The following is a 26399-nucleotide window of genomic DNA, read 5'->3' as shown; positions in this document are numbered from 1 at the left end:
GCGTGGCACACACCTTCGAGGAACTCGTGGCGAAGCAACGCGCGGCCGACGCGGCCCACGAGCAGGTCCTGGGACTGCGGGACGCGTACGGTCCGCCGGCCGCGGCCGATCTGACGGGTGCGCAGACCGAGACCTACGAGACCGCGCTGCGCGCCTGGCGCGACCTGGCCCGGGACCTGCAGGCCGCGGTGAGCGAGTACGCGCGGGACGAGGGCCGGCCACGCGGCGAGGTCGAGGCGGAGGTGGGACGGGCGGCGGGGTCCCCGGAGGAGGCCTGACGCACATCGCTCGCGGTACCGCGGACGTAATGACCTAACAACCATTAAGTCAAACAAAGGTCCGATCCGTACGAGCGCTACTAGGGTGTGGCCAATGAAGGCACTCGTGCTCGCCGGCGGCGCCGGTACCCGACTGAGGCCGATCACCCACACGTCGGCGAAACAACTGGTCCCGGTCGCCAACAAGCCTGTTCTCTTCTACGGGTTGGAGTCCATCGCGGCGGCGGGCATCACCGACGTCGGGATCGTCGTCGGTGACACCGCGGCCGAGATCGAGGAGGAGGTCGGCGACGGGTCGAAGTTCGGCCTGGGCGTCACCTATATACCCCAGGAGCGACCCCTCGGTCTCGCCCACGCGGTGCTGATCGCAAGGGAGTTCCTCGGGGACGACGATTTCGTGATGTACCTCGGCGACAACTTCGTCGTCGGCGGCATCAGCGATCTCGTCGACGCGTTCCGCGCCAGCCGCCCGGACGCCCAGATCCTGCTCACCCGCGTCCCCGATCCCCGCTCCTTCGGCGTCGCCCAACTCGACCCGTCCGGGCGGGTGGTGAGCCTGGAGGAGAAGCCGGAGCACCCGAAGAGCGACCTGGCCCTGGTCGGTGTCTACCTGTTCACCCCCGTCATCCATGAGGCCGTGCGCGCCATCAAGCCGTCCTGGCGCGGCGAGTTGGAGATCACTCACGCCCTCCAGCATCTCATCGACATCCGGGCCGACGTACGCTCCACGATCATCGACGGCTACTGGAAGGACACCGGCAACGTCGACGACATGCTCGAGGTCAACCGCACCGTCCTGGAAGGGATGCGGCGGCGGATCGACGGCGAGGTCGACGACGCGAGCGAGACCGTCGGCCGGGTGGTGATCGAGGAGGGGGCGCGGATAGCGAACTCCCGGATCGTCGGCCCGGTCGTCATCGGGTCCGGGACCGTCGTCAGCGACTCCTACGTCGGCCCCTTCACCTCCGTCGCCGAGAACTGCCGGATCACGGACAGCGAGCTGGAGTTCTCCATCGTGCTGCGGGACTCCTCCATCGACGGGGTGGGCAGGATCGAGTGCTCGCTGATCGGCCGGCACGTCGAGGTGACCCCGACGGCCGGAGTGCCCAGTGCCCATCGACTCGTCCTCGGAGACCACAGCAAGGTGCAGATCCGTTCATGAATCTCCTCGTCACCGGAGCCGCCGGTTTCATCGGCTCCACATACGTCCGCTCCCTCCTCGCCGACGACGCACCCGACGCGCCCCGCGTCACGGTGCTCGACAAGCTCACCTACGCCGGCACGCTCACCAACCTCCCCCTCGGCCATCCCCGACTCGCCTTCGTCCAGGGCGACATATGCGACCCCGAACTGGTCGACAAGCTCATGGCCGAGGCCGACCAGGTCGTGCACTTCGCCGCCGAGTCCCATGTGGACCGGTCGATCGACGGGGCGGGCGAGTTCGTCCTCACCAACGTGGTGGGCACCCAGACGCTGCTGGACGCGGCCCTGCGCCACGACGTCGGCCCGTTCGTGCACGTCTCCACCGACGAGGTCTACGGCTCCATCGAGCACGGCTCCTGGCCGGAGGACCACCCGCTGGCCCCCAACTCCCCGTACTCCGCCTCCAAGGCCTCGTCCGACCTGCTCGCCCTGGCGTACCACCGTACCCATGGCCTGGACGTGCGGGTCACCCGCTGCTCCAACAACTACGGCCCGCACCAGTTCCCCGAGAAGGTCGTCCCGCTGTTCGTCACCAACCTGCTGGACGGCCACGACGTCCCGCTGTACGGCGACGGGCGCAACGTCCGCGACTGGCTGCACGTCGAGGACCACTGCCACGGCATCGAACTCGTCCGCACCAAGGGCCGCCCCGGCGAGGTCTACAACATCGGCGGCGGCACGGAGTTGAGCAACAAGGAGCTCACCGGGGTGCTGCTCCAGGCTTGCGGCGCCGACTGGGACCGGGTCGCGTACGTCACCGACCGCAAGGGCCACGACCTGCGCTACAGCGTCGACTGGAGCAAGGCCCGCGACGAGCTCGGCTACCGCCCTCGCCGCGACTTCGCGACCGGGCTCGCCGAGACGGTCGCCTGGTACCGCGACAACCGCGGCTGGTGGGAGCCGCTGAAGGGGCGGGAGTCCCGATGAGGTGGCTGGTCACCGGCGCGGGCGGCATGCTCGGCCGGGACACCGTCACGGAGCTGCTCCGCCGCGCCGAGGACGTGACCGGCCTCGACCGTACCGCCCTCGACATCACCCAACCCGACTCCGTACGGCGGGCGTTGGACGAGCACCGGCCCGAAGTGGTCGTCAACTGCGCTGCGTACACGGGCGTCGACGACGCCGAGACCGACGAGGCGCGGGCGCTGAGCGTCAACGGCGACGGGCCACGACTGCTCGCCCGCGCCTGCGCCGAGCGCGGCGCCCGCCTGATCCACGTCTCCACCGACTACGTCTTCGACGGCGCGGCCCGCACCTCCCCGTACCCGGAGGACCACGTCCCGGACCCGCGCACCGCGTACGGCCGCACCAAACTCGTCGGGGAGCGCGCGGTCCTGGAGGAACTCCCGGGCCGGAGCGCCGTGTTGCGCACGGCCTGGCTGTACGGCGCCCACGGGCACAGCTTCGTCCGCACGATGCTCGCGCTCGAGGCCCGCCGGGACACCCTCGACGTCGTCGACGACCAGCGCGGACAGCCGACCTGGAGCGCGGACGTCGCCGAACGGATCGCGGACGTCGGCGCCAGGGTCTCCCGGGAAGCGGGCGTACACGGTATCTTCCACGCCACCAGTTCCGGCGAGGCCAGCTGGCACGAACTGGCCCGCGAGGTGTTCCGGCTCGTCGGTGCGGACCCGGACCGGGTGCGCCCCACCGGCACCGACGCCTTCCCGCGGCCCGCGCCCCGTCCGGCCTACAGCGCCCTCGGGCACGCCCGTTGGCGGGAGATCGGCCTTCAGCCGCCCAGGGACTGGCGGTCCGCCCTGCACGAAGCACTGCCCCACATCCGCAAGGAGATGTCTCAGTGAAACGGCACGAGTTCCTCCGGGAGCTCCACAAGGTCAGCGCCAACCGCAACTACCTGGAGATCGGCGTCAACGACGGGCGCAGCCTGACGCTGTCCCGGGTCCCCAGCATCGCGGTCGACCCCGCGTTCAAGGTGGTCGCGGAGATCCGCTGCGACGTGCACCTGGCCAAGGCGACCAGCGACGACTTCTTCGCGCGGGACAACCCCCTCGCGCACCTCAGGGGCGGCCGTCACCCGCTGCGCAACCTGGCCCGCAACCGCAGCCCGTTCGGCTACTGGCAGCGCACCACCCTGGACCTGTCGTTCATCGACGGCATGCACCTGTTCGAGTACGCGCTGCGTGACTTCATCAACATAGAGAAGCACTCGGACTGGGCCAGCGTGATCGTCTTCGACGACATGCTGCCGCGCAACGTGGACGAGGCGGCCCGCGACCGCCACACCAACGCCTGGACCGGGGACGTCTACAAGCTCGTCGAGATCCTCCACCGCCACCGTCCCGACCTGGTGACGGTCCTGGCCGACACCGCGCCCACCGGCCAGCTCCTGGTCTTCGGCGCCGACCCGGACAACACGGTGCTGAAGGACAACTACGACGACATTCTCGCGGAGTTCGAAGTCCCCGACCCGCAGAAGGTGCCCGAGTCGATCCTCGAGCGGACGACGGCCGTGAAGCCCGAGGATCTGGTGTCCGCGGGCTTCTGGCAGGCCCTCGTGGCGGCCCGCAACCGGGGCACCAAGCGGTCCCGCGGCTGGGACCCCCTGCGCCGCGCCCTGGAGCCGTTCAGCGCCCAGCGCTGAGTTACTGCCCGCGCAGCCGCTGGTAGTGGGCGGAGCAGTCCGCGTACGAAGGAAGCAGACCGGACCGCTCCGCCTCGCTCAGCGAGGGCGCCTCGGCGTCCTTCTGGGACAGCACCGGCTCGATGCCCTTGGGCCAGGTGATGCCCAACTCCGGGTCGAGCGGGTGCACTCCGTGCTCGCGCTTCGGCGCGTACCCGGTCGAGCACAGGTACACCACCGTGGCATCGTCGGTGAGCGCCATGAACGCGTGCCCGAGCCCCTCGGCGAGGAACACCGCATGGTGCTTCTCGTCATCGAGCGGTACGGCCTCCCAGCGGCCGAACGTGGGTGACCCGACGCGGAGGTCCACCACCACGTCCAGCACGGCCCCGCGCACGCACTTCACGTACTTGGCCTGGCCCGGCGGCACATCGGCGAAGTGGATCCCGCGCAGCACACCGCGCCGGGAGACCGAGCAGTTGGCCTGGGCCACGCCGAGGTCGTACCCGGTCGCCTCCCGGAACTCCGGGCCCCGGTACCACTCGTGGAAGCCGCCGCGCTCGTCCGCGAACACCTGCGGCTCCAGCACCCAGGCGTCCGCTATCCCCAGTTCCCGCACTCCGTCACACCCTTCGTCCCGCGGCGCGCACCACGCGCCGCACCTTGCGCACCAACCGCCGGAGCAGGCCCGCAGGCGCGACCCGGACCACCTCGACGGCGCCGGTCCGGTCCACGCGCAGCACGAGCGGCAGCCGCAGGAAACGGGGTTGCTCCCGGTCCGCCCCATCGACTCCGTCGACCCCGTCGGCCCTGTCGCCGTCGGTGACGGACAGCTGCAGCCGCCAGGCCGCGCCCTTCATCTCCGGCAGCCCCATCTCCACCTCCAGCAGCGAGCCGACGCCGTCGGCGGGGGTGAGCTTCCCCGTCCGCGACAGGATCCGGCCCGACGAGGTGTCGGTCAGCCGCACCGCGACCTCGGTGCGGTCGTGGACGTACAGCGGCAGGGCGATGCTCAGCAGCTGGTCGCCGGAGACCGCGGCGTCCTCGGGGGCCAGGCGGCCCAGGCCCAGCGACTTGCGTGCCCGGTCGACATCGAGCGAGAGGTTGTCGTACTTCGTCCAGTACGGCAGCACCACGCGGCCCGCGACGACTCCGGCGGGCGGCGCGGGACGGTCCTCATCCGGGTCCGGCCCCAGCCGGCACTCCTTGGTCCAGCCGCCGAGGCCGACCCGTACGTACATGTCCCACAGGCCGCCGTACAGCGGGACGCCGCCCGCCGCCTCGCCGGGGGCGACGGTGGCCGTGGCGTGCAGCACCAGCCGGACGCGGCCGTCTTCGGACGGGATCCGCTCGCGCGTGATCTCGACCGGCTGGAAGTGCGAGGCGGAGGTGGCGCGGTCGCGCAGGATCAGGTCGACGCTCGCCTTCCCGAAGCCGTGCACGGCGTCCCCGCCCATCCAGGCCATCGCCTGCTCGACGTCCCGCGGCGCGGTGGCCGCCGGGGTGCGGTCCCCCTCGGCCGGGAACGTGACCGGCTCGCCGCCGGACCCGAACTCGACGGTGAACCGGACGCGCACCGTGCCGTCCTGCCAGGAGACGCCGGTCGGATCGGCCCGGGGCCCCACCCGGGCCTCCCACGCGGCGAAGGCGACCAGGTCGTCGTAGCGGTCGTCCCGGATCAGCGCGGCGACGATCCGCTGCCCCGGTCCGAGGCCCCGCGCGACGCCCGGGCCGAAGCGTTCGAGGACCACACCGCGCACCTCCTGGAACACCTCCCGACGGTAGTCGTCCGGCAGTTCCACCAGTCGGCGGCCGCGCATCCGGTCCGCGATCTCGACGCGCAGCCAGCGGCGCAGCAGCCGGTCCCGCACCTTGCCCGGCTCGGTGTACCGCTCGACGACGTCGAGGGCCTCGCGGAGGTTCTTGAAGTAGCCGACGGGGTCGAAGCGTTGGAAGCCGGCGTTGGCGGCGTCCTCGCGCTTCACGTGGTAGTAGCAGACGTAGTCGCTGAGCACCGAGACGTTGTCCGCGCGCAGGAACGCCTCGGTGACGAAGACGTGGTCCTCCAGCCGGCGCCGCCCCTCGGGGAAGCGCAGCCCGGTGCGCTCCAGGAACGTCCGCCGGACCATCTTGTGCGGGGTGAGGCTGTCGATCAGTGGCGCGTTCTCGACGGTGGCGTGCGGGCGGTCGCGCCGGAACAGCTCCACCGGCACCGGGCGGCCCTTGCCGGCCATCTTGCCCACGATCACGTCGGCCTTGTTCGCCACCCCGTAGTCGTACATCCGCTCCAGGGCCTCGTCGCCGAGGTAGTCGTCGTTGTCGACGAACATCACGAACTCGCCCCGGGCGGCGTCGATCCCGACGTTGCGCGGTCGGCCCGACCAGCCGGAGTTCTCCTGGTGGACGACGTGGAAGTGCGGGTGTTCGGCGGCGAGCCGGTCCAGCCTGGCCGGGGTTTCGTCGGTGGAGCCGTCGTCGACGAAGACGACCTCGAACTCGTCCGGGGGCAGCGACTGCCGCAGCAGCGAGGCGACGCAGTCCTCGATGTACGGCCCGGGGTTGTACACGGGGACGATGACGCTGACCTTGACCGGCATCCGGCTTCCAATCACCCTGGTTTCGCTACCAGTTGCCTCGGTGGCACGGTATGCGTGGCCGAATGTTAACGCGGCTCCCTGTGGGAGGTGCGTCCACCCTCCGCGGGGGCCGCGCCCCGGCGGTCAGCCGTGCGTCTTGTCCAGGAGCTGAAGGATCTCGGCCGTCGTCCCCGTCTCGCCGAGCCGCGGGAAGATGTTCCGGATGCTGTTGTCGTGCGTTTCCGGCGCCAGGTCGGTGACGGCGTCCGTGGCGACGGTGACGTGGTAGCCGTGCTCGTACGCGGCACGGGCGGTGGACTCGACGCCGATGCTGGTGGCGATGCCGGTGAGCACGATCTGGGTGACGCCGCGGCGGCGCAGCTGCACGTCGAGATCGGTGCCGTGGAAGGCGCCCCAGTTGTGCTTGGTGACGTGGATGTCGCCCTCGTGGCCGGAGAGTTCGTCCACGATGACGTCCCAGCCCTCCGGGTAGGCGCGGTCGCTCTGGTGCTCGGTGCGGCCGGGAACCCGGTCCGCCCCGTCGGCGGCGAAGGAGACCCGGACCAGGACCACGGGCAGGTCCCGGGCCCGGAAGGCGTCGGCGAGCTCGACCGAGCGGGCCACCACCTCGGGGCCGCTGTACGGCTGGGTGGGCGCGCCGGCGATGCCGCGCTGGAGGTCGATGACGACCAGGGCGGTGCAGGGGTCGAGGGCGGTGAGTGCCATGGTTCGGGCCTTTCAGGGGTTACCGGGTTGAGGCGGTGCGGGGAGTGAGGGAACCGAGGGAACGGTCCTGGAGGGTCGTCGCCAGCAGCAGGGCCGATCCGGCGAGCATGAACAGGGCCAGGCCGTGCAGCCCGGCCGTGTCGGCACGGTGCGGGTAGAACGCCGCGGTGGCGGCGGAGGCGCCCAGCGCACCGAGGTAGGTGAAGGTGCGCAGCAGCCCGGCGGCGGAGCCGATGCGCGCGGAATCGGCCTGCCGGTACAGGGCGTTCTGGTTGGCGAGTCCGATCAGCCCCTGAGGCACGCCCAGGACGGCGCCGACGGCGAACAGGGCCCACAGCGGGCTGCCGGCGCCGATGAGGAACAGCCCCGCGCTTCCCGCGAGTTGGAGGACGGAGCCGACGACCAGCTTGGTGCGCACGGCCTCGCGGCGGCCCGTGAGGCTGGAGACCGCCAGCGCGGTGGCGGACAGCGGCAGCAGCGCGAGGCCCGCCGTGGAGGCGCTCAGCCCCCGGCCCTGCTCCAGCCACTGCGTGTAGCCGTACATGAAGCCGTAGGCGGTGACGTAGCCGAGGAGTTGGCGCAGATACGTGGCCAGCAGCGGGACGTTGCCGCCGAGCACCCGCAGGTCGACGAACGGGTCCGGCACCCGCAGCTCGCGCACCGCGAAGGCGGCGGCCGCGGCGGCGGACAGTACCGGCAGATACCAGTGGGCGGCCCGCGGGCTCATCAGGAAGAACATCAGTGAGACCAGCATGACCGCGAACAGGGCCATGCCTGGCACGTCCACACCGCGCTGGTCGTCCGTGGCCGGGTCCTTCGCGAGCCGGGGCAGCCGCAGGGCGCCGAGGACCAGACAGGCCGCCGAGAGCGGCACGTTGACCGTGAACACGGCACGCCAGCCGCCGACCCCGATCAGCAGCCCGCCGAGGGCGGGGCCGACCACGAACACGGTCTGGTTGGCGACGGCGAGCGCGGTCAGCACGCCCGCCGGGCTGTCCCGGCCGGTGCGCTCGGCCTCGCTCCGGGTCAGCCGCATGGACGCCGGATACGCGGCCGAGGTCCCGAACCCCAGCAGCACCCGCGCCGCGATCAGCACGCCCAGCGTGGGCGCGAGCGCGCCGATGATCCCGGCCACGCCGACCAGGGCCGTACCGGCGAGATAGAGCCGCCGCGGCCCGTACATGTCCACGAGCCGCCCGATCACCGGCTGCCCGACGGCCGTGGCCAGGTACAGCGCCGAGACGAGCCAGGCGGTCTCGGCCGGCGGCGCCCCGAAGGCGATGCCGATCGGCACCAGCGCCACGGCGGTCATCGAGGAGTTGACCGGGTTCAGCACGGAACCCAGGACCATCGGCGGGATCAGGCGACGGTCGAATGCCGTGGGGGAGGGACGTGTGCGCCGTCCGACGCGTCCGATGAGCCTAGGTATCACTGCCGCATCACTGCTCCGAGAGTCGTTCCAGCAGCGCGAGCCCCGCGAGCACCGTCCGCCGCTCGTCCTCGGTGAACCGGTCCTGGAAAGCGCGCGCCAGCCACTCCTCGCGCGCCTGCCGGTTGCCCTCGACGCGGGCCCGGCCGACGTCGGTCAGGGTGACCAGCTGCCGGCGGCCGTCGTCGGGGTCGGGGGCGCGGCGGATGAGGCCGTGCTGGTCGAGCGCGGCGAGCGTGGCCGCCATCGACTGCGGCCGCACCCCCTCGGCCGAGGCCAGCGCGCTGGCCGTGGCGGCGCCGTGCTTGCCGACCAGGGTGAGCGCCGACTCCTGGGACGGGGTGAGGTCCGTGTCCTGCGCGACCTCCCGGATACGGCGCCGCAGCCGGCTGAACACGACGCGCAGGTCGCGTGCGGCGCGTGCGGCGGAGTCGGAGATGTCGACCATGCCGCCACCCTAGGATCTTCAGTCTGGACTGTCCAGTCCAGGCTGTTCAGCCCACCCTGCCAGTCGCGGTTCACCCCGCCCTCCGGTCCCGAGTTCGCCTCACCTCGGCCCGCGGGCTGGCCTACGCTGGTCGCGTGCGCCTCCTGCTCATGTCCGACACCCATGTCCCCGCGCGTGCCAAGGGCCTGCCGGAACAGCTCCTCGCCGAACTCCCGCACGCCGACGTGGTGTTCCACGCCGGGGACTGGGTCGACACCGCCACCCTCGACCTGCTGGAGAGCCGCAGCCGACGGCTGATCGGCGTGTACGGCAACAACGACGGCCCCGAACTGCGGGCCCGGCTCCCCGAAGTGGCCTACGCCGACCTCGGCGGCCTGCGCTTCGGCGTCGTCCACGACACCAGCCCGGCCGAGGGCCGCGAGGCCCGCTGCGCCGCCCGCTTCCCCGACCTCGACGTCCTGGTCTTCGGCCACAGCCACATCCCCTGGGACACCACCACCCCCTCCGGCCTGCGCCTGCTCAACCCGGGCTCCCCGACCGACCGCCGACGCCAGCCCCACTGCACCTACCTGACGGCGACCCTCGCCGACGGGGCGCTGACGGACGTGACCCTGCACCGGCTGCCGCAGCGGTAGCCGCGCTGTGGCAGGATGCCGCGATGATCTCAAGTCCGGGCGTCCCGCCGGTTGTTCCCGCGGGTCGCATGGCCCATGACAGTCAGCCGGTCCTTGCGCTGCCGGGCGGTGCGGAGCTACGGCCGTGGCGCCCCGCCGATGCCGACGCGCTGGTGGCCGCGGGCCAGGACCCCGCGATCCGCCGGTGGAACCTCTTCTCCGTCGACAGCCGCGTCGAGGCCTGCCGCAGGATCGAGCGCATGCACGGGCGCTGGCAGGCCGAGACGGGCGCGGTCTGGGCCGTCGCCCGGCCCGGCGGCGCGGCGATGGGACTCATCGGCTGGAACGACATCGATCTCGCGGGCGGCAGCGCCGAAATCGTCTACTGGGTCCTGCCCGAAGCCCGCGGCGGCGGCATCGTCGTCGAGGCGACGCGCCGGCTCAGCCGCTGGGCACTGGACGACCTCGGCCTGCACCGCCTGCGCCTGTGCCACTCGATGGCGAACCCGGCGTCCTGCCGGGTGGCCGAGAAGGCGGGCTACTCCCTGGAGGGCACGATGCGCGGTGCCCTGCTGCACGCAGACGGCTGGCACGACCAGCATCTGCATGCGCTTGTCCGGGGCGACCTCTGATTAGCGCGGGCCAGGGCGTGTCACTCCTCGTCGATCGCGTCTTTGTCGCAGGAGGAACGTCCGGCGGTGCAGCCAGTCCGCTGCCCTGCGACCCGCGGGCAGCAGGCGGTTGCGCCGGTACTGCTCGGCGGCCTGCCGAGTCGGACGATGTCGCGAAGGCGGCGGTCGCCCGCGTTCTGGCAGACCGAAGCTACTCAGCGAAGTACGGCCGCCAGCAGGTCGGCCCCCAGCGCCGTCAGAGCGGGCAGATTGAGGGTGTAGCGGACGTAACGACCGTGCCGCCGGGCCGTGAGCAGGCCCGCGCGGCGCAGGACAGCGAGGTGGCGGGAAACCTCCGGAGGTGAAAGTTCCCAGGCGTGGGCCAGCTCACCGGTGGTGTGCGGGCCGCGGGTCAGGGTGCGCAGCAGCCGCAGCCGTACCGGATGCGCGAGTGCCTCCAGCCGTAGCCTGACCGTTTCCAGTGATACCGGCTCCGATGGACTCGCTTCGGCCACGGGGTACTGCACCACCGGCTGCCACCCGGGCGCGTGGACCGCCACCAGGTGCGGGCGGCCGAAGACGCTGGGGAGGAAGGTGACCCCGGTGCCGTGAGCGGCGGTCGCATTGTCCTGCAGCTTGTCCACGATGATGCAGTTGCCGTCCGGCGCCAGGGTGACGGCGCTGGAGACCGACGCGAGTGCCGCCCCGATGCCCTGGCGCTTCAGCAGGTCGTTCTTCAGGCGCAGGTCGGTGGCGAGTTGCACGGCGACGCCCGTCCAGGCGGCGTCGAAGAATGCCTCGGCGCACTGTTCGAGGGTGTGACGCACCCGCGCCCGCACGGCGGCCGGGTCCGCGAGCAGCCGTTCCGCGAAGGCCTCTTGGAGCGCGCCGCGGGCCTGGGCCAGGTCCAGGGCCCGCTCACGCGCCGTCGCGTCGGCCAGCGGCGAGGGCGCGGCGAAGTGGACCCGGTTGCTGCCGCACGTGGTAACGAGCGCGGCGGTCACATAAGTTTCATCGTCGATCCGGTCCACATCGTCCAACTCCTCGGCGAGGGTGGGCCGGGGACGAGCGGGGACCAGGAAGTCGGCTCGTGAGGAACGCCAGAGGAACTCCGCCTCCCTGAGCCGCTCGGCCAGCTCCGGCCGCAGCCCGGCCCAGACGTCCCCGGCCCAGCCGGCGAGCTGCGGGTGATGCCCGGGTTCGGCCAGCACGTGCAGCATCGCGGTCAGCTCGGCCAGCGGGGAGGCAGCGAACCGCAGTCGCCCGGACGGCAGGCCGCCGATGTCGATCCTCAACGTCATCTCTTCATCATCGCTGGTCGGTTGGCCGACGACCGCGTCGATTGACGGTGTCCGTCAACCGACATGGCCGGCCCGGCGGCCGAACGCACCGTTGACGCCATGGCAACCACCACCAAGATCCAGCCGCGCGCTCTCGTCCGTGCCTCCGGAGGCCCCCGTTATGCCGTGGCCCTGGCCGTGGACGCGCTAGGCACCGGGCTGCTGCGGCCCTTTCTGCTGCTCTACGGGGTGACGGTGCTGAGGCTGTCCGCGCCGGTCACCGGCATCGCCATGACGGTCGGCGTCGTCGTGGGTCTGGTGTGCATGCCCGCGGTCGGCCGATGGCTCGACCGGGGCGCACGCAGCACGGTCGTGGCAGCGTCGATGCTGGTGCGGGTGGTGGGCGTGGTGCTGCTGCTGGCCGCCCCGGCGGGGCACGTCCGGCTGTTCGCGACGGCGGCACTCTTCCTCGGCATCGGCAACCAGGCATGGCCGGCCGCCCATGCAGCCCTCGTGGCCACGGTCGCCCACGGCCGCGAACGCGACGCCGCTCTCGCGGGAGGTCGCGCCCTGCGCAACGCCGGCCTGGGCGCGGGCGCCCTCCTCGCCACCACATGCCTGGCGGGCGGCACCACCGCACTGCAGGCGCTGGCAGCCGTCACCGGGCTCGCCTATCTCGCTGCGGCAGCCTTGGCCTGGTCGGTCCACCTGCACACGCATCCGGCCGCCACGGCGGCCAAGGACATCGCCGACGGGCCCGCACCTCGGATGCGCGCGCTGCTGGCCGCCAACGTGGTCTACGTCTTCTGCCTCAACGTCCCCGAAATCGCGCTCCCTCTGGTCCTGGTGACACAGTTGCACGCATCCCCGGTGTGGTCGGCAGCCATCTTCGTTGCCAACACTGTGCTGGTGGTCACCCTGCAGGTTCCGGTCACCGTCCTGATGTCCCGCTTCTCCCGGCGGACCGTGCTGGCTCTCGCCGGCGTGGTACTCGCCGCGTCCTACCTCGGCTTCCTCGCGGCCACCTCACTGGGACACGGCTGGAGTGCCCCGGCCGTCGCCACGGTGTCCGTAGTCTGCACGATCGGCGAGATCATCTACGCCGGCAGCGCCACCGCGCTGGTCACCGCCCTCGCCCCGGCCCATGTCCTCGGACGCGCCCTCGCCCGCTTCCAGCTCTCCACGGGCTTCGGCCTCGCCGTCTCCCCGGCGGTCATCACCGCTCTCGCCTCCCACGGCTCGGCCGCCCTCTGGGGCAGCCTCGCCGCCGCGACGCTCCTCTCCGCCAACGCCGTCGCCACCGAGAAGGATCGAGGAACGCGGCTCAGCGGTTGCTGCCGCCGGGCGCGAGCAGGCTCGTGAGCTCGGCGACGGCTGAGCACGCGGTCCCGAATCGACCGGCCACCCGCAGGGGGGCGGGTGGCCCCGGACGTTCAGAAACCGCCGGGCCACTCCCCGTCGGTCTGCGCCGACTACCGCCTCCACGGAGCGCGACGAGCCCGCGCGCGCCTGCGCCGCCGCACCCCCCGGAACACCAGGACCAGCACAGCGACCGCGGCCGTGGCGGCCGCCGCCCGCTTGGCCAGGGGTACCGCGGCCGCGCGGAAGAGGTCGAGCGGTTCCGGCTCCTCCTGGTCGAGGGGCAGGGGTTCCCTCAGCGGCTCCTCCAGTGACTCCCCCTCGACCGCGGACTCCGGCCGCTCGGCGATCCGTTGGGCCAGGCAGTCCGCGAACTGGCCCACCAGACGGTCGCCCACCTCCGCCATCACCCCGCGCCCGAACTGGGCCGGACGTCCGGTCACCGTCAGGTCGGTGTGCACCGAGACCGCCGTACCGCCGTCGTCGCGTTCGCTCAGCGTGCTGACGATCGTCGCCCGCGCCGTGCCCTGTCCCCGCGTCTCCCGGCCGTTCGCGATGAGCACGATCCGTCGTGCCACCTCGTCCTGTTCCTCGAAGACGGCCGTGCCCCGGTAGTTCACCGTGATCGGCCCGACCTTGACCTTCACCGAGGCGGTCACGGTCTTGCCGTCGTAGTCCTCCAGGGTGGCCCCGGGCAGGCACGGCGTGACGCGTTCGATGTCGAGGAGTGCGCGCCAGGCGTCGTCGACCGGAACGGGGACGGTGAACTCGTGGTGCAGCTCCATGACTTGCTCCTCGCACTCGGGAAGGCCCTCGGGAAAGGCCTCAGGCAGGTCCCGCCGGATGGATCGCCCCGGCGGTCACGGTCAGTGGTGCGCCGCTGCCTCCCCAGCGCAGCGCGACGATCTCGGCGGCGACGGACACGGCGACCTCCTCGGGCGTACGGGCCCCGAGGTCGAGCCCGACCGGCGAGCGCAGCCGGGACAGCTCGGCGTCCGTGATTCCGGCCTCGGTGAGCCGCTTGTACCGTTCGTCGTGGGTACGGCGGCTGCCCATCGCCCCGATGTAGGCGGCCGGGCGGCGCAGTGCCTCCTCCAGCAGCGGCACGTCGAACTTCGGGTCGTGGGTGAGGACGCATATCACCGTGCGTTCGTCGGTCTCGGTGCCCCGCAGGTAGCGGTGCGGCCAGTCGACGACGACCTCCACGCCCTCGGGGAAGCGCTTGGGGGTGGCGAAGACCGGGCGGGCGTCGCACACGGTGACGCGGTAGCCGAGGAAGGCGCCGATGCGGGCCACGGAGGCCGCGTAGTCGATCGCGCCGAAGACCAGCATCCGCGGGGGCGGCGCGAAGGAGTGCAGGAACACGGTGACCGCGTCCTCGCGGCGCTCGCCGTGCGGGCCGTAGTGGCGCAACCCCGTGGCGCCGAGGGCCAGTTCGCCGCGCGCGTCGGCCGTGACCGCCACGTCCAGGCCGGTCGTGCCCAGCGTGCCGAGCGTGTCGCCCGTCGCCCCCGGCCAGACCGCCAGCGTGGCACCGCGCGGCGCAGGTCCGTCGACCACCGTGGCCACGGTGATCGGCTCGCCCGCGGCGACCGCCTCGGCGACCGCGCCGAACGTCGGGTCGGACTCGGGCGTGACGGGCCGTACCAGCAGGGTGATCTCGCCGCCGCAGGTGAGGCCGACCGCGAACGCGTCCTCGTCGCTGTACCCGAACGTCTCCAGCCGGGCTTCGCCGCTCGCCACGACATCCTGGGCGAGCTCGAACACCGCGCCCTCCACGCAGCCCCCGGACACACTGCCCACGACCTCGTCGTCCGGCCCGACGGCCATGGCGGCGCCCGGCCCGCGCGGCGCGCTGCGGCTCACCGCGACGACCGTGGCGAGCCCGAACGGGACGCCGGCCGCATACCAGCGCTCCAGCGCCGGCAGATTCTCACGCACGTTCCGCTCCTCTCGGGAAGGTCTCCGCCCCGGTCTCTACCCCGATTTCCCTTCCGATCTCCGTCCCGGACCCCGCGGTTTCCATGCCGTTCTCCGAGCCGCGCACCACCGCCGCCAGCCGTTCCAGCGCCGCCAGGCTGTGCCCCTCGACGAACGCGTCCACGCTCGGCAGGGCCGCCGCCATCCCGGCGGCCAAGGGCGCGTAACCGGGCCGCGCCTTACGGGGGTTGGCCCAGATCACCCGGTGCGCCAGCCCGTGCAGGCGGCGCATCTGCTCGCCGAGCAGCGTCGGATCGCCGCGCTCCCAGCCGTCCGAGAGCAGCACGACGACCGCGCCACGCGCCGTCCCGCGCTGCCCCCAGCGGTTCAGGAACTCGCGCAGCAGCTCGCCGAGCCGGGTGCCGCCGCGCCAGTCGGGCACCGCGGCCGCGAGCGCGGTCATCGCCAAGTCGGGGTCCCGATGCGAGAGTTCGCGGGTCACCCGGGTCAGCCGGGTGCCGATCGTGAACACCTCCGTACGGCCTCCCCGCGACGCGGCGTGCGCGAACCGCAGCAGCGCGTCGGCGTACGGCGCCATGGAGCCGCTGATGTCGACGAGCAGCACGACCCGGCGCGGCAGCCGCACGCGCGCTTGGCGCCGCAGCCGGGCCGGTTCGCCGCCGCGCCGCAGCAACTCCCGTACCGTGCGGCGCGGATCGACGTCCCCGCGCCGGGCCGGCCGCCGCCGGGCCGAGCGCCGCGTCCGGCCGCGCAGCGCGAACGCCGCGAGCAGCCGGTTCAGTTGGGCGCGCTCGGCCGCGTCCAGCTCGGCCACGTCACGGTGGCGCAGCACCTCGGCGGAGCTGGCGAGCGTGGCCGAGGGCGGCCCCGGCGGCTCGTCGCCGCTCGGCGCGGCCGGGCCGGGGGAAGCCTCCCGTACGACGAGCCGCGGGCGGGGCGGGGGAACGGTACGCACCGGACGCCGGTCGGGCTCCCCGGACGGCCCGAAGTACGCCGCGAACACCCGGTCGTAGCGCTCCAGGTCGTCCCGCCCGCCGCACAGCGTCAGCCGCCCCGCCCAGTACACGTCCGCCCTCACCTGCGGCCGGAGCAAGTCCAGGGCCCGCAGGAACGCGTGCAGCCGCTCGGCGCTCGCGTCGACGCCCGCCCCGCGCAGGGCCCGGACGAAACCGAGGAGGACGGCGTCCGCGGCGAGCATGACCCTCACACTCCCCGCGTCGCCAGGACGGCCGCGAGATCGAGCCCGCGGGCCCGCTCCGCGTCCTCCCGGTACTTCAGCACCGACCCCAGCGTCGCCACGGCCAGCTCGGCGTCCACCTCGCTCGCGCCCAGCGCGTCCAGGGCCTCGGCCCAGTCGATCGTCTCGGCCACGCCCGGCGGCTTGAGCAGCTCCGCGCTCCGCAGCGCCTGCACCAGGGCCGTGACCTGCTCGGCCAGCCGCGCCGACACCTGCGGCAACCGGCGCCGCACGATGGCGAGTTCGCGGGCGAAGGAGGGATGGTCGAACCAGTGGTACAGGCAGCGCCGCTTGAGCGCGTCGTGCACCTCACGGGTCCGGTTCGACGTCAGGACCACGACCGGCGGCACCTCGGCGCGCAGCGTGCCGAGCTCCGGAATGGTCACCGAGTACTCCGAGAGCAGCTCCAGCAGGAACGCCTCGAACTCGTCGTCGGCGCGGTCGATCTCGTCGACCAGCAGCACCGACGGCTGCGTCTGCAGGGCCCGCAGCAGCGGCCGGGCGATGAGGAAGCGCCGGTCGTACAGCTCGCTCTCCAGACGGTCCGCGTCCGTGACACCCGCCGCCTCGGCGGCCCGCAGGTGCAGCAGCTGGCGGGGGAAGTCCCAGTCGTACAGGGCCTGCGAGGCGTCGATGCCCTCGTGGCACTGCAATCTGATCAGCGGCGCGCCGAGCGCCTCGGCGAGGGCGGACGCGAGCGCGGTCTTGCCCACGCCCGCGTCGCCCTCGCAGAAGAGCGGCCGGTGCAGCCTCAAGCCCAGGAAGCAGGCGACGGCCAGCCCGTCGTCGACGAGGTACCCCGTCTCCTCCAGGCGGGCCCGCACCTGCTCCGGGTCGTCCATCCGCGTGATCGGCGCTCACCCCATTCCGGTGGCGGTCAGCACCGCCCGCTTGGTCAGCACCCGCGCGAGGTGCGCGCGGTACTCGGGCGAGGCCGACATGTCCTGCGACGGCCGGGTGCCCTCGGCCGCCGACTCCGCGGCGCGCGCCACCGCGTCCGCGTCCCCGGCACCGGCCAGCGCCTGCTCGGCGGCCGCGGCCCGCAGCGGGGTCGCGCCCATGTTGGTCAGCCCGACGCGCGCCTCGGCGATGTGCCCGTTGTCGCGTCGTACCAGTGCGGCCACGCCCACGATCGGCCAGGCCTGGGCGACCCGGTGGAACTTCTCGTAGTGGAAGCCCCAGCCGTCCGCCTTCGGCACGCGCACCTCCACCAGGAGCTCGTCGGGCTCCAGCGCGGACTGCAGGTAGTCGAGGAAGAACTCGCGGGCCGGGATCGTGCGCCGTCCGTTCGGTCCCGCGGCGACCAGTTCGGCGTCCAGCGCCAGCACCACCGCGGGCAGGTCCCCGGCCGGGTCGGCGTGCGCGAGCGCGCCGCCGAGGGTGCCCCGGTGCCGTACGGCCGGATCGGCGACCGTGGCCGTCGCGGCGGCCAGCAGACCGGCGTGCCGGCGGACCAGCGGGTCGCTGATCACGTCGTGATGCGTGGTCAGTGCGCCGATGACGAGCGTCTCGCCCTCCTCGCGGACCCCGTGCAGCTCCGGGATCCGGCCCACGTCCACGACCAGCTCGGGGAAGGCCAGCCGCAGCCTCAGCAGCGGCAGCAGGCTCTGCCCGCCGGCCAGCACCTTCGCGTCCTCGCCCGCGTCGGCGAGGACCCGTACCGCCTCGTCGACGCTCGCCGGGCGCGCGTAGTCGAATGAGGGAGGAATCATGCCGAGGCCTCCGTTCCGGACTGGGTGGAGCGCACGGCCTGCCACACGCGCTCCGGCGTGCACGGCATCCGTACGTCCTGCACGCCCAGCGGCCTGAGCGCGTCCACGATCGCGTTGACGACGGCGGGCGTCGAGGCGATGGTCCCCGACTCGCCGACTCCCTTGACGCCCAGGGCGTTCGAGGACGCCGGCGTCTCCGTCCGGTCGGTCACGAAGTCCGGCAGGTCGGCGGCCGACGGCACGAGGTAGTCGGCCATGGTGCCGGAGACGAGGTTGCCCTCGTCGTCGTACACGGCCTCCTCGAACAGCGCCTGCGCGATGCCCTGGGCGAGCCCGCCGTGCACCTGCCCCTCGACGATCATCGGGTTCACGACCCGGCCGACGTCGTCGACGCAGACGTACGACCGGATGCGCGTCGCGCCCGTCTCGGTGTCGACCTCGACGGCGCACAGGTGGGTGCCGTGCGGGTAGGAGAAGTTCTCCGGGTCCACGACGTGCTCGGCGTTGATGCTGGGCTCCATGCCCTCGGGCAGGTCGTGCGAGGCGAACGTCGCGAAGGCCACCTCCTGGATGGTCTTGCGCGCCTCCGGAGAGCCCTTCACCGAGAACACGCCGTCGGTGAAGTCGAGGTCCTGCTCGCTCGCCTCCAGCAGGTGCGCGGCCACCTTCCGCGCCTTCTCCACCACCTTCCGCGCCGCCCGGTGCACGGCCTCCCCGCCGACGACCAGCGACCGCGAGCCGTAGGTGTCCATGCCCTGCGGGGCCGCCTTGGTGTCGCCGTGCACCACCTCGACGTCGTCGAACGGCACGCCCAGCGCGTCGGCGGCGATCTGGCTCCAGCAGGTCACATGGCCCTGCCCGTGCGGGCTGGTGCCGGTGACCACCTCGACCTTGCCGGTGGGCAGCATGCGGATGCTCGCCGCCTCCCAGCCGCCGGCCCCGTACCGGAGCTCGCCCAGCAGCCGGCTCGGGGCGAGGCCGCACATCTCCGTGTACGTCGAGACACCGATGCCGAGCCGGACGGGGTCGCCCCGCTCGTTGCGCTTTTGCTGCTCGGCGCGCAGGTCGTCGTACCCGAACAGGGCGAGCGCCTTCTCGGTCGCCGCCTCGTAGTTGCCGGTGTCGTAGGTCAGTCCCGCAATCGTGGTGTACGGGAACTCCTCGTGCCGGATCCAGTTGCGGCGCCTCAACTCAACCGGGTCCAGGCCGAGTTCGGCCGCCAGCTCGTCCATGACCCGCTCGATGGCGAACGTCGCCTCCGGGCGTCCGGCGCCGCGGTAGGCGTCGGTGGGCGTGCGGGTGGTGAAGACACCGGTGCAGTTGAACTCGTAGGAGTCCATCTTGTAGATCGCCGGGTACATGAAGGCGCCGAGGATCGGGATGCCCGGCGTGACGAGCATCAGGTAGGCGCCCATGTCGGCGAGCAGGTCCACCTTGACGCCCAGGAGCTTGCCGTCGCGGGTGGCGGCGACCTCGATGTCCTGGATCATGCCGCGGCCGTGGTGGGTGGCGAGGTAGCCCTCGGAGCGGGACTCGGTCCACTTCACCGGGCGGCCGAGCTTGCGGGCGACCGCGAGGGCGAGGGCCTCCTCGCCGTACACCTGGAGCTTGGAGCCGAAGCCGCCGCCGACGTCCGGGGCGATCACCCGGAGCTTCTGCTCGGGGATGCCGGTGACCAGCGCGAGCATGATCCGCAGGATGTGCGGGATCTGGGTGGCCGAGTAGAGCGTGTACTCGCCGGAGGCGGGCATCGGGGTGACGACGACCGCGCGCGGCTCCATGGCGTTGGGGATGAGCCGCTGCTGGTGGTAGCGCCGCTTGACCGTCACCTCGGCTCGGTCCCGCACGGCCTCGAAGCTCTCGCCGGTGGCGAGCGGCCAGGTGTAGGAGCGGTTGGTGCCCTTGTCGGCGTGGACCAGCGGGGCGTCCTCGGCCAGGGCCGCCTCCAGGTCGAGCACCGGGTCCAGCGGCTCGTAGTCGACCTCGACGGCCTCCAGCGCGTCGGCGGCCGCGTACCGGTCACGGGCCACGACGACCGCCACCGGGTCACCGGCGTAGCGGACCTCGTCGACGGCGACCGGCGGATGGTCGGGGATGACGATGTCCTCGGTCACCGGCCAGGCGCAGGGCAGCGGGCCGAGCCCCTCGGCGAGGTCGGCGCCGCTGAACGCCGCGATGACGCCGGGGCGTTCCAGGGCGGGGGAGACGTCGACACGGGTGATGCGGGCGTGGGCCATCGGGCTGCGCAGGATGGCGATGTGCAGCAGGCCGGGCGCCTGGATGTTGTCGGTCCAGTGGGTCTGGCCGGTGACCAGCCGGGCGTCCTCCTTGCGGAGCCGGGCGCGGCCGACCTCGGGTTCGACGGCCTGATCGGTCATGCCGTCACCTCCTGACCGACCTCTTGGCCGGCCTCCTGCCCGGAGGCGGCGAGCACCGCGCGGACGATGTTCTGGTAGCCGGTGCAGCGGCAGAGGTTGCCTTCCAGGGCCTGGCGGACCTCGTCCGAGGTGGGCTGCGGGTTCTCGCGCAGCAGATCGCGCGCCGCCATGAGCATCCCGGGAGTGCAGTAGCCGCACTGCAGTGCGTGCCGCTCGTGGAACGCGCGCTGCAGCGCCGTCCACTCGCCGTCCTGGGCGAGCCCCTGGACGGTGGTCACCCGGCCGCCGTCCGCCTGGACGGCGAGGACCGAGCAGCTTTTGACGGACGCCCCGTCCAGGTCGACCGTGCACGCCCCGCAGTTCGAGGTGTCACAGCCGATCGGGGTGCCGGTGAGGCCTAGGCGGTCGCGCAGATAGTGGACCAGGAGCAGACGGGGTTCCACGTCGTCCTCGTACGTCGTGCCGTCCACGTTCACCGAGATATGGGTCATGTGCCCTCCAGACCGTGCGGGCGGGAGCGAGGGAGATCAAACGGCCGGTCGTGATGTACATCACCTTGTGGATGTAGGTCACTCTAGGGCCGCGCTGTGGTCGCGGCGAGTGTTCCGGCGACCTTTTGTTGAGGCTTAATCCATTGCGCCGGGGTGCCGGTCCTGCCGCCGTCGCCCACCCAGGAGCGTCCACACGCGCCCCTCTGCCCTCACCCTTGTCCTCCCCCTGTCCTTTTACGCGCCCAGCAGCCCCACCGACGCCACCACGTCCGCCACACCGTCCTCCGCCCGGATCCGTTCGCCCAGCGCCCGCGCCCGCTCGCCGAACCCGGCGTCGCGGGTAGCCCGAAGGAGGGCGGAGGACAGGGCGTCGACGGTCAGGCCGCGCAGCGGTACGGCGGCCGGGGCCACCCCCAGCGCGACCAGACGGGAGGCCCAGAAGCCCTCGTCGAACTGGACCGGCACCGGAACCGCCGGCACCCCGGCCCGCAGTCCTGCCGCGGTGGTGCCCGCCCCCGCGTGGTGCACGACCGCGGCCGTCCGCGGGAACAGCGCGGAGTGCGGGACCTCGCCGATGGTCAGCATGTCGTCCCCGTCCGCCGCGAGTCCGCCCCAGCCGCGCTGGATCACCCCGCGCAGCCCGGCCCGCCGCAGCGCCGTCACGACCTGCGCGCTCAGCCGCGCGGCGTCGGGCACGGTGGCGCTGCCCAGGCCGACGAAGACCGGCGGCGGTCCGGAGCCGAGGAAGTCACGGAGCACGGCTGGAAGCCGGGTGTCGGCGTCGTACGGCCACCAGTAGCCGCACACACCCAGCCCCGCCCGCCAGTCCCTGGGGCGGGGGACCACCAGCGGGCTGAACCCGTGGTGCACCGGCCACTGACGCTCACGTTCCCGCCGGGCGGCCCCGGGCCGGAGGCGGGGGAGCCCCAGCCGTCCGCGTACGGCCGGCACGGCGGCGGCGAAGACCTGCTCCACGGCCCAGCCCACACCGTGCCCGGCGATCCGGTTGCCGGGACCTCCCCAGGAGCCGGCGCCGAGCACCGGTGGCGCGAACTCCCGCGTGGGCGCGAGCGGTTGCAGATACACGCCCATGCTCGGCAGCGACAGCCCCTCGGCGATCGCATGCCCCAGCGGCGCCACCGAGGCGGCCAGCAGCAGGACGTCGTGCGCCCGCGCGGCCGCCACCAGATCGTCGGTCATCCGCCCGACCAGCCGCCGTGCCATCTCGCCCAGGCGCACCAGCTTGCCCGCACCGCTGGTGCTGCGGTGCAGCCCCCGCCCACGCGACGACTCGAGTTCCGCACGCGGATCGACCGGAAGAGTGTGGAACCGGACCCCGGAGCCCGCCACCAGCGGCTCGTAACACCCGTGCGTCACCAGGGTCACGTCGTGCCCGGCACGGCTCAGGCCATGGCCGAGTCCGGTGTACGGGGCCACATCGCCCCGGGAACCCGCCGTCATGATCGCAACGCGCACGACGGCCAGTATGACGCGGAGCGCACGCCCGGGGGAGAGCGCGCACTTCACGCCGGTCGCGTCCGGTGACCCGCTCCGCGCGGACGACGCGCCCCTCAAGCGGGGAAACGGTCTGATCGGTTGGCCCGTCCGGGTGGACCACACGCGTCCAAACCCCCGGAACGATCGACATGCGCAAGATCCCGTCGAGCATGTACGGCGGCGGGATCATACCGGATCTCCGCCGTCGCGCATCCGGGCGGAGATTCGCATGCTCAGCAGGTTCACAGCGGTAGGTGACACTCGTCGGCGAGGCCTCGTGGCCACACTGCTGACGGTGTGTCTGCTGGCGGCCGGTGGCGCGGCCCGCCCCGCGCAGGCCACCCCACAGCTCGCCGCCCGTGCCGACGAGACCACCGTCTCCCAGGACAACAACCGCACAGGCTGGGACTCCAACGAACCCGGTCTGGCACCCGACCAGGTCTCCAGCTCCGACTTCGGGCAGCAGTTCTCCACCACCGTGGACGGACAGGTCTACGCCCAGCCGCTCGTCGTCGGCAAGACGGTCGTCGTGGCCACCGAGAACAACAGGGTCTACGGGCTGAACTCGGCCGGCGGGGCGGTCAACTGGACCAGGAACCTGGGCGCACCGTGGCCCGCCTCGGCCATCGGCTGCGGCGACCTCACCCCCAACATCGGCGTCACCTCGACCCCGGTGTACGACGCGACCACCGGGACCGTCTACCTGACCTCGAAGGTCAACGACGGCGCCGACGTCCAGCACCCCAGCTGGTACGTCCACGCGCTCGACGCCACCACCGGCGCCGAGCGCACCGGCTGGCCGGTGAAGGTGGCGGGCGCTCCGGTGAACGACCCGAGCCACCCCTTCAACGCCTTCACCGCCGGCCAGCGCCCCGGACTGCTGCTGATGGGCGGCTCGGTCTATGTGGGCTTCGCCTCCCACTGCGACCACAGCCCGTACGTCGGCTACGTCCTGGGCGTCAACACCTCCACCCGCAAGACCACGTTGTGGGCCACCGAGGACTCCGCCGCCAACGGCATGGCCGGCATCTGGCAGAGCGGCGGCGGCCTGGTCTCCGACGGGCCGGGACGCATCCTGTTCACCACCGGCAACGGCGTCTCCCCGGCCCCGGGCCCCGGCTCGATGCCGCCGGGCCAGCTGGCCGAGTCAGTGGTCCGCCTCGGCGTCAACAGTGACGGCACCATGTCGGCGCAGGACTTCTTCAGCCCCGCCAACGCCCCGACCCTCGACCAGAACGACACCGACCTGGGCTCCGGCGGCCCGGTCGCGCTGCCCTCCCCGACCTTCGGCACCAGTGGACACCCGCACCTGCTGGCGCAGATCGGCAAGGACGGACGCCTGTTCCTGCTGGACCGCGACAACCTCGGCGGACGCAGCCAGGGCAGCGGCGGCACCGACAAGGTCCTCGGCAACTTCGGCCCGTACGAAGGGGTCTGGGGACACCCCGCCGTGTACGGCGGGGAGGGCGGCTACCTCTACACCATCGGCAGTCGCGGCCCGCTGCGGGCCTTCAAGTACGGCGTCTCCGGCACCGGACTGCCCGCGCTGAGCAACACCGGCTCCAGCACCGGGACGTTCGGCTACACCTCCGGCTCGCCCGTCATCACCTCCACCGGCACCACTCCGGGCTCCGCCGTCGTCTGGGCGGTCTACACGGACGGTTCCAACGGCGCGAACGCGCAGTTGCGCGCCTACCAGGCCGTACCGGCGAACGGGTCGCTCAAGATGCTGTGGTCCGCGCCGATCGGCACCGCGTCCAAGTTCTCGGTGCCGGCCACCGACGGAGGCCGGGTCTACGTCGGCACCCGGGACGGCCACGTCCTGGCCTTCGGGCGGCCCTCCAACGCCGCGCTGATCGGTAAATCGGTGGACTTCGGCCAGGTGGCCGTGGGCAGCACCGGCCAGGCCACGGCGAAGGTGACCGCGACCCGGGACGTGACGATCAACGCGGTGCGCACCCCGGCGGGCAGCCCGTTCTCCGCGGCGCCCACCGGTCTGCCCCGCACTCTGCGCACGGGCGAGAGCTACTCCGTGCCGGTCTCCTTCTCACCCACCACGGCCGGACCCGTCAACACCGTGCTCACCTTCGCCACGGACGTCGGCGACAACGGCCTCGGCCTCGCCGGGTACGGCACGCAGCCGGGCCTGCGCGCCACACCGGCCGACCTTGCCTTCGGCACGGTGGCGACAGGCACCTCCAAGACCCTCGGCGTCAGCTTCACCAACACCGGCACCGCGCCGGAGACCATCACCTCGAGCGCGCCACCGGGTGCCCCCTTCAGCGCCTCCGGGCTGCCCGCGAACGGCAGCGTCGTCCAGCCCCAGCAGTCCGTGACCGTGCAGGTGAAGTACGCCCCGACGGCCGCGGGCGACCACACCGGGACCCTGTCGGTGACCGGGCAGCACGGCACTGCCACGGTGCGGCTGACCGGCACCGCGGTCACCGGCCAGGCACGGCTGACCATCACCCCGACCTCGACCGACTTCGGCCAGGTGGCGGTCGGTCAGTCGGTCACCAAGACCTTCGACATCAGCAACACCGGCAACATCCCGCTGACCGTCACCAAGGCGAAGGCGCCCGCGGCGCCCTTCCACGTCACCAACCCGATCAGCGAGGGTCAGGTCATCGGCCCGGAGGACGTGGTGCACCAGTCGGTCACCTTCTCGCCGACCTCCGTCGGCGCGGCCAGCGGCCTCTACGAGCTCACCTCCGACGACGGACGCGGCCCGCAGAACGAGGCCCTGACCGGCACGGGCACCTCGGGCTCCCAGGTGACCGTCCCGGCGCCCGGCGCCGGCGGCTGGAAGCTCAACGGGTCCGCCCAACTGTCCGGCGGAGACCTCCAGTTGACGCAGGCGTCCAGCAACCAGGCGGGCTCCGCGGTCTTCCCGGTCCCCGTGCTCACCGACGGTCTCAACTCCACGTTCACCACGGTCATCGGTGGCGGCACCGGCGCCGACGGCCTGACCTTCAGCCTGCTGGACCCGGCCAAGGCCACGCCCGGTGCGCTCGGTGCCAATGGCGGCGGCCTCGGCTGGAGCGGGCAGGCCGGAGTGGCGGTCACCGTGGACACCTACCGCAATGCCAACGACCCGTCGGCGAACTTCGTGGGCATCGCCACCTCGGGGAGCGGCGCGTCCCTGACGTACGCGGCGACCACGACCGCCGTACCCAACCTCCGGTCGGGCCCGCATGCGGTCGCCGTCTCGGTCAGCGGGAAGACGATCACCGTCTCGATGGACGGCACCCGGCTGCTCAGTACGACCGTGCCGTCGCTGCCGCCCGCGGCCTACGTGGCCTTCACCGGTGGCACGGGCGCCGCCACCGACATCCACACCGTGCGGAACGTGGCCATCACCGCCCCCTCGTACGCGGTGCCGCCGCCCGGCCCCAACGGGTGGACGTACAACGGCACCGCCGCCCAGTCCGGCACCAGCCTGGTGCTCACCCAGGCCACGACGTTTGCCAGGGGAACGGGCATCCAGGGCACGGCGGTGCCCTCGGCCCGGCTGCGGGCCCACTTCAACGCCACGATCGGTGGCGGCACCGGCGCCGACGGCCTCGCCCTGATGCTGCTCGACGCGTCCAAGGCGACACCGAAGTCCCTCGGCGCGGTCGGCAGCGGCCTCGGCTACGCGGGGCTTCCGGGCGTCGCGGTCGCTCTGGACACGTACAAGAACGGCACTGAACCGTCGAGCAACTTCGTGGGCGTGGCCACGGGCGGCGGCCTCGCGCCGACCTATACGGCGACCACGACCGACGTGCCCAACCTGCGCTCCGGCACGCACACGATCGATGTGACCGTGACCAGCGCCGGGCACCTACTGGTGAGTGTCGACGGCAAACAGGTCATCGACAAGGCGGTCACGCTGCCCAAGAACGTGCTGGTCGGATTCTCCGGCGCCACCGGCAACGCGACGGACAAGCACACCGTCGACGGCGTCCGGGTCTCGTACTGAGCAATCCCTGACATGCCCGAGATGCCCCGAAACCCCTGAGAAGCCCTGCGAGACCTTGAGAACCTTGGGAGAAA

General features: G+C 72.5%; 23 protein-coding genes. 9 read left to right on the top strand and 14 right to left on the bottom strand.

Annotation, left to right across the window (positions count from 1 at the left end; all coding sequences use genetic code 11):
* Window positions 1-2 precede the first annotated feature (2 nt).
* The 5 genes from ABZ910_RS23230 to ABZ910_RS23210 all read left to right on the top strand — a co-directional run bounded on the left by ABZ910_RS23230 (window position 3) and on the right by ABZ910_RS23210 (window position 4086).
* Window positions 3-278, top strand: coding sequence for a hypothetical protein (locus ABZ910_RS23230; RefSeq protein WP_361368259.1), 276 nt, complete (start codon window positions 3-5; stop codon window positions 276-278).
* Between the two features lie 94 nt (window positions 279-372).
* Complete coding sequence (locus ABZ910_RS23225) at window positions 373-1440, top strand: glucose-1-phosphate thymidylyltransferase (RefSeq protein WP_361368256.1); 1068 nt, start codon at window positions 373-375, stop codon at window positions 1438-1440.
* A complete protein-coding gene (rfbB, locus tag ABZ910_RS23220) occupies window positions 1437-2408 on the top strand; it encodes a dTDP-glucose 4,6-dehydratase (protein ID WP_361368253.1) in 972 nt (323 codons plus the stop codon). The genes ABZ910_RS23225 and rfbB overlap by 4 nt, the downstream gene beginning before the upstream one ends.
* The gene (rfbD, locus tag ABZ910_RS23215) at window positions 2405-3286 is read left to right on the top strand and encodes a dTDP-4-dehydrorhamnose reductase (protein ID WP_361368250.1); all 882 of its coding nucleotides are present in this window, start codon (window positions 2405-2407) and stop codon (window positions 3284-3286) included. The genes rfbB and rfbD overlap by 4 nt, the downstream gene beginning before the upstream one ends.
* Entirely contained in the window at window positions 3283-4086 is an 804-nt protein-coding gene (locus ABZ910_RS23210) for a class I SAM-dependent methyltransferase (RefSeq protein ID WP_361368247.1), read from the top strand. The genes rfbD and ABZ910_RS23210 overlap by 4 nt, the downstream gene beginning before the upstream one ends.
* A gap of 1 nt (window position 4087) precedes the next feature.
* Here ABZ910_RS23210 and rfbC read toward each other — a convergent pair whose 3' ends face one another.
* The 5 genes from rfbC to ABZ910_RS23185 form a co-directional block, all read right to left on the bottom strand.
* A complete protein-coding gene (gene rfbC / locus ABZ910_RS23205) occupies window positions 4088-4684 on the bottom strand; it encodes a dTDP-4-dehydrorhamnose 3,5-epimerase (RefSeq protein WP_361368245.1) in 597 nt (198 codons plus the stop codon).
* Window positions 4685-4688: 4 nt separating this feature from the next.
* Window positions 4689-6662: a glycosyltransferase gene (locus ABZ910_RS23200; protein ID WP_361368242.1), complete on the bottom strand. Its 1974-nt coding sequence runs from the start codon at window positions 6660-6662 to the stop codon at window positions 4689-4691.
* 123 nt (window positions 6663-6785) lie between these two features.
* Window positions 6786-7367, bottom strand: coding sequence for an isochorismatase family protein (locus tag ABZ910_RS23195; protein WP_361368238.1), 582 nt, complete (start codon window positions 7365-7367; stop codon window positions 6786-6788).
* Window positions 7368-7386: 19 nt separating this feature from the next.
* Window positions 7387-8799 (bottom strand): MFS transporter, encoded by a 1413-nt coding sequence (locus tag ABZ910_RS23190; protein WP_361368236.1) that lies wholly within the window; start codon window positions 8797-8799, stop codon window positions 7387-7389.
* A 7-nt stretch (window positions 8800-8806) separates the two neighbouring features.
* Window positions 8807-9244, bottom strand: a complete 438-nt coding sequence (locus ABZ910_RS23185; RefSeq protein WP_361368233.1) for a MarR family transcriptional regulator — start codon at window positions 9242-9244, stop codon at window positions 8807-8809.
* A gap of 134 nt (window positions 9245-9378) precedes the next feature.
* Between ABZ910_RS23185 and ABZ910_RS23180 the strand changes: the two genes are divergently transcribed.
* Window positions 9379-9879: a metallophosphoesterase gene (locus ABZ910_RS23180; RefSeq protein WP_361368230.1), complete on the top strand. Its 501-nt coding sequence runs from the start codon at window positions 9379-9381 to the stop codon at window positions 9877-9879.
* 68 nt (window positions 9880-9947) lie between these two features.
* Window positions 9948-10490 carry a GNAT family N-acetyltransferase gene (locus tag ABZ910_RS23175; RefSeq protein ID WP_361368227.1) on the top strand — a complete coding sequence of 181 codons (543 nt, stop codon included), beginning with the start codon at window positions 9948-9950 and terminating at the stop codon, window positions 10488-10490.
* A gap of 194 nt (window positions 10491-10684) precedes the next feature.
* On the opposite strand, the gene ABZ910_RS23170 is transcribed toward ABZ910_RS23175, so the two are convergent.
* Entirely contained in the window at window positions 10685-11770 is a 1086-nt protein-coding gene (locus ABZ910_RS23170) for a helix-turn-helix domain-containing protein (RefSeq protein ID WP_361368224.1), read from the bottom strand.
* Between the two features lie 99 nt (window positions 11771-11869).
* Between ABZ910_RS23170 and ABZ910_RS23165 the strand changes: the two genes are divergently transcribed.
* Entirely contained in the window at window positions 11870-13111 is a 1242-nt protein-coding gene (locus ABZ910_RS23165) for an MFS transporter (protein WP_361368221.1), read from the top strand.
* 110 nt (window positions 13112-13221) lie between these two features.
* Here ABZ910_RS23165 and ABZ910_RS23160 read toward each other — a convergent pair whose 3' ends face one another.
* The 8 genes from ABZ910_RS23160 to ABZ910_RS23125 all read right to left on the bottom strand — a co-directional run bounded on the left by ABZ910_RS23160 (window position 13222) and on the right by ABZ910_RS23125 (window position 22328).
* Window positions 13222-13893, bottom strand: a complete 672-nt coding sequence (locus tag ABZ910_RS23160) for an SRPBCC family protein (protein WP_361368218.1) — start codon at window positions 13891-13893, stop codon at window positions 13222-13224.
* Between the two features lie 40 nt (window positions 13894-13933).
* On the bottom strand, window positions 13934-15049 hold the full coding sequence (locus ABZ910_RS23155; protein WP_361368215.1) for an XdhC/CoxI family protein: 1116 nt from the start codon (window positions 15047-15049) through the stop codon (window positions 13934-13936).
* Window positions 15042-16247: a VWA domain-containing protein gene (locus tag ABZ910_RS23150; RefSeq protein WP_361368212.1), complete on the bottom strand. Its 1206-nt coding sequence runs from the start codon at window positions 16245-16247 to the stop codon at window positions 15042-15044. The genes ABZ910_RS23155 and ABZ910_RS23150 overlap by 8 nt, the downstream gene beginning before the upstream one ends.
* A 5-nt stretch (window positions 16248-16252) precedes the next feature.
* Window positions 16253-17128, bottom strand: coding sequence for a MoxR family ATPase (locus tag ABZ910_RS23145; RefSeq protein WP_361368209.1), 876 nt, complete (start codon window positions 17126-17128; stop codon window positions 16253-16255).
* Window positions 17129-17143: 15 nt separating this feature from the next.
* Window positions 17144-17998 carry a xanthine dehydrogenase family protein subunit M gene (locus ABZ910_RS23140; RefSeq protein ID WP_361368206.1) on the bottom strand — a complete coding sequence of 285 codons (855 nt, stop codon included), beginning with the start codon at window positions 17996-17998 and terminating at the stop codon, window positions 17144-17146.
* Complete coding sequence (locus ABZ910_RS23135) at window positions 17995-20376, bottom strand: xanthine dehydrogenase family protein molybdopterin-binding subunit (protein ID WP_361368203.1); 2382 nt, start codon at window positions 20374-20376, stop codon at window positions 17995-17997. The genes ABZ910_RS23140 and ABZ910_RS23135 overlap by 4 nt, the downstream gene beginning before the upstream one ends.
* Entirely contained in the window at window positions 20373-20867 is a 495-nt protein-coding gene (locus ABZ910_RS23130; RefSeq protein ID WP_361368200.1) for a (2Fe-2S)-binding protein, read from the bottom strand. The genes ABZ910_RS23135 and ABZ910_RS23130 overlap by 4 nt, the downstream gene beginning before the upstream one ends.
* Before the next feature lie 234 nt (window positions 20868-21101).
* The gene (locus ABZ910_RS23125; RefSeq protein WP_361368485.1) at window positions 21102-22328 is read right to left on the bottom strand and encodes a glycosyltransferase; all 1227 of its coding nucleotides are present in this window, start codon (window positions 22326-22328) and stop codon (window positions 21102-21104) included.
* Between the two features lie 313 nt (window positions 22329-22641).
* Between ABZ910_RS23125 and ABZ910_RS23120 the strand changes: the two genes are divergently transcribed.
* Window positions 22642-26325, top strand: coding sequence for a choice-of-anchor D domain-containing protein (locus ABZ910_RS23120; RefSeq protein WP_361368197.1), 3684 nt, complete (start codon window positions 22642-22644; stop codon window positions 26323-26325).
* Window positions 26326-26399: the final 74 nt, after the last annotated feature.

Source organism: Streptomyces sp. NPDC046805 (assembly GCF_040645355.1).
Taxonomy (GTDB): Bacteria; Actinomycetota; Actinomycetes; order Streptomycetales; family Streptomycetaceae; genus Streptomyces.
This window is presented reverse-complemented; position numbering and strand designations above follow the sequence as displayed.

Coding starts and splice junctions, on each gene's coding strand:
- ABZ910_RS23175 (WP_361368227.1), top strand. CDS start 9,948: ATGGCCCATGACAGTCAGCCGGTCCTTGCGCTGCCGGGCGGTGCGGAG.
- ABZ910_RS23200 (WP_361368242.1), bottom strand. CDS start 6,662: ATGCCGGTCAAGGTCAGCGTCATCGTCCCCGTGTACAACCCCGGGCCG.
- ABZ910_RS23225 (WP_361368256.1), top strand. CDS start 373: ATGAAGGCACTCGTGCTCGCCGGCGGCGCCGGTACCCGACTGAGGCCG.
- ABZ910_RS23170 (WP_361368224.1), bottom strand. CDS start 11,770: ATGACGTTGAGGATCGACATCGGCGGCCTGCCGTCCGGGCGACTGCGG.
- ABZ910_RS23165 (WP_361368221.1), top strand. CDS start 11,870: ATGGCAACCACCACCAAGATCCAGCCGCGCGCTCTCGTCCGTGCCTCC.
- ABZ910_RS23125 (WP_361368485.1), bottom strand. CDS start 22,328: ATGACGGCGGGTTCCCGGGGCGATGTGGCCCCGTACACCGGACTCGGC.
- ABZ910_RS23185 (WP_361368233.1), bottom strand. CDS start 9,244: ATGGTCGACATCTCCGACTCCGCCGCACGCGCCGCACGCGACCTGCGC.
- ABZ910_RS23140 (WP_361368206.1), bottom strand. CDS start 17,998: ATGATTCCTCCCTCATTCGACTACGCGCGCCCGGCGAGCGTCGACGAG.
- ABZ910_RS23150 (WP_361368212.1), bottom strand. CDS start 16,247: ATGCTCGCCGCGGACGCCGTCCTCCTCGGTTTCGTCCGGGCCCTGCGC.
- rfbD (WP_361368250.1), top strand. CDS start 2,405: ATGAGGTGGCTGGTCACCGGCGCGGGCGGCATGCTCGGCCGGGACACC.
- ABZ910_RS23135 (WP_361368203.1), bottom strand. CDS start 20,376: ATGACCGATCAGGCCGTCGAACCCGAGGTCGGCCGCGCCCGGCTCCGC.
- ABZ910_RS23130 (WP_361368200.1), bottom strand. CDS start 20,867: ATGACCCATATCTCGGTGAACGTGGACGGCACGACGTACGAGGACGAC.
- ABZ910_RS23145 (WP_361368209.1), bottom strand. CDS start 17,128: ATGGACGACCCGGAGCAGGTGCGGGCCCGCCTGGAGGAGACGGGGTAC.
- rfbB (WP_361368253.1), top strand. CDS start 1,437: ATGAATCTCCTCGTCACCGGAGCCGCCGGTTTCATCGGCTCCACATAC.
- ABZ910_RS23195 (WP_361368238.1), bottom strand. CDS start 7,367: ATGGCACTCACCGCCCTCGACCCCTGCACCGCCCTGGTCGTCATCGAC.
- ABZ910_RS23160 (WP_361368218.1), bottom strand. CDS start 13,893: ATGGAGCTGCACCACGAGTTCACCGTCCCCGTTCCGGTCGACGACGCC.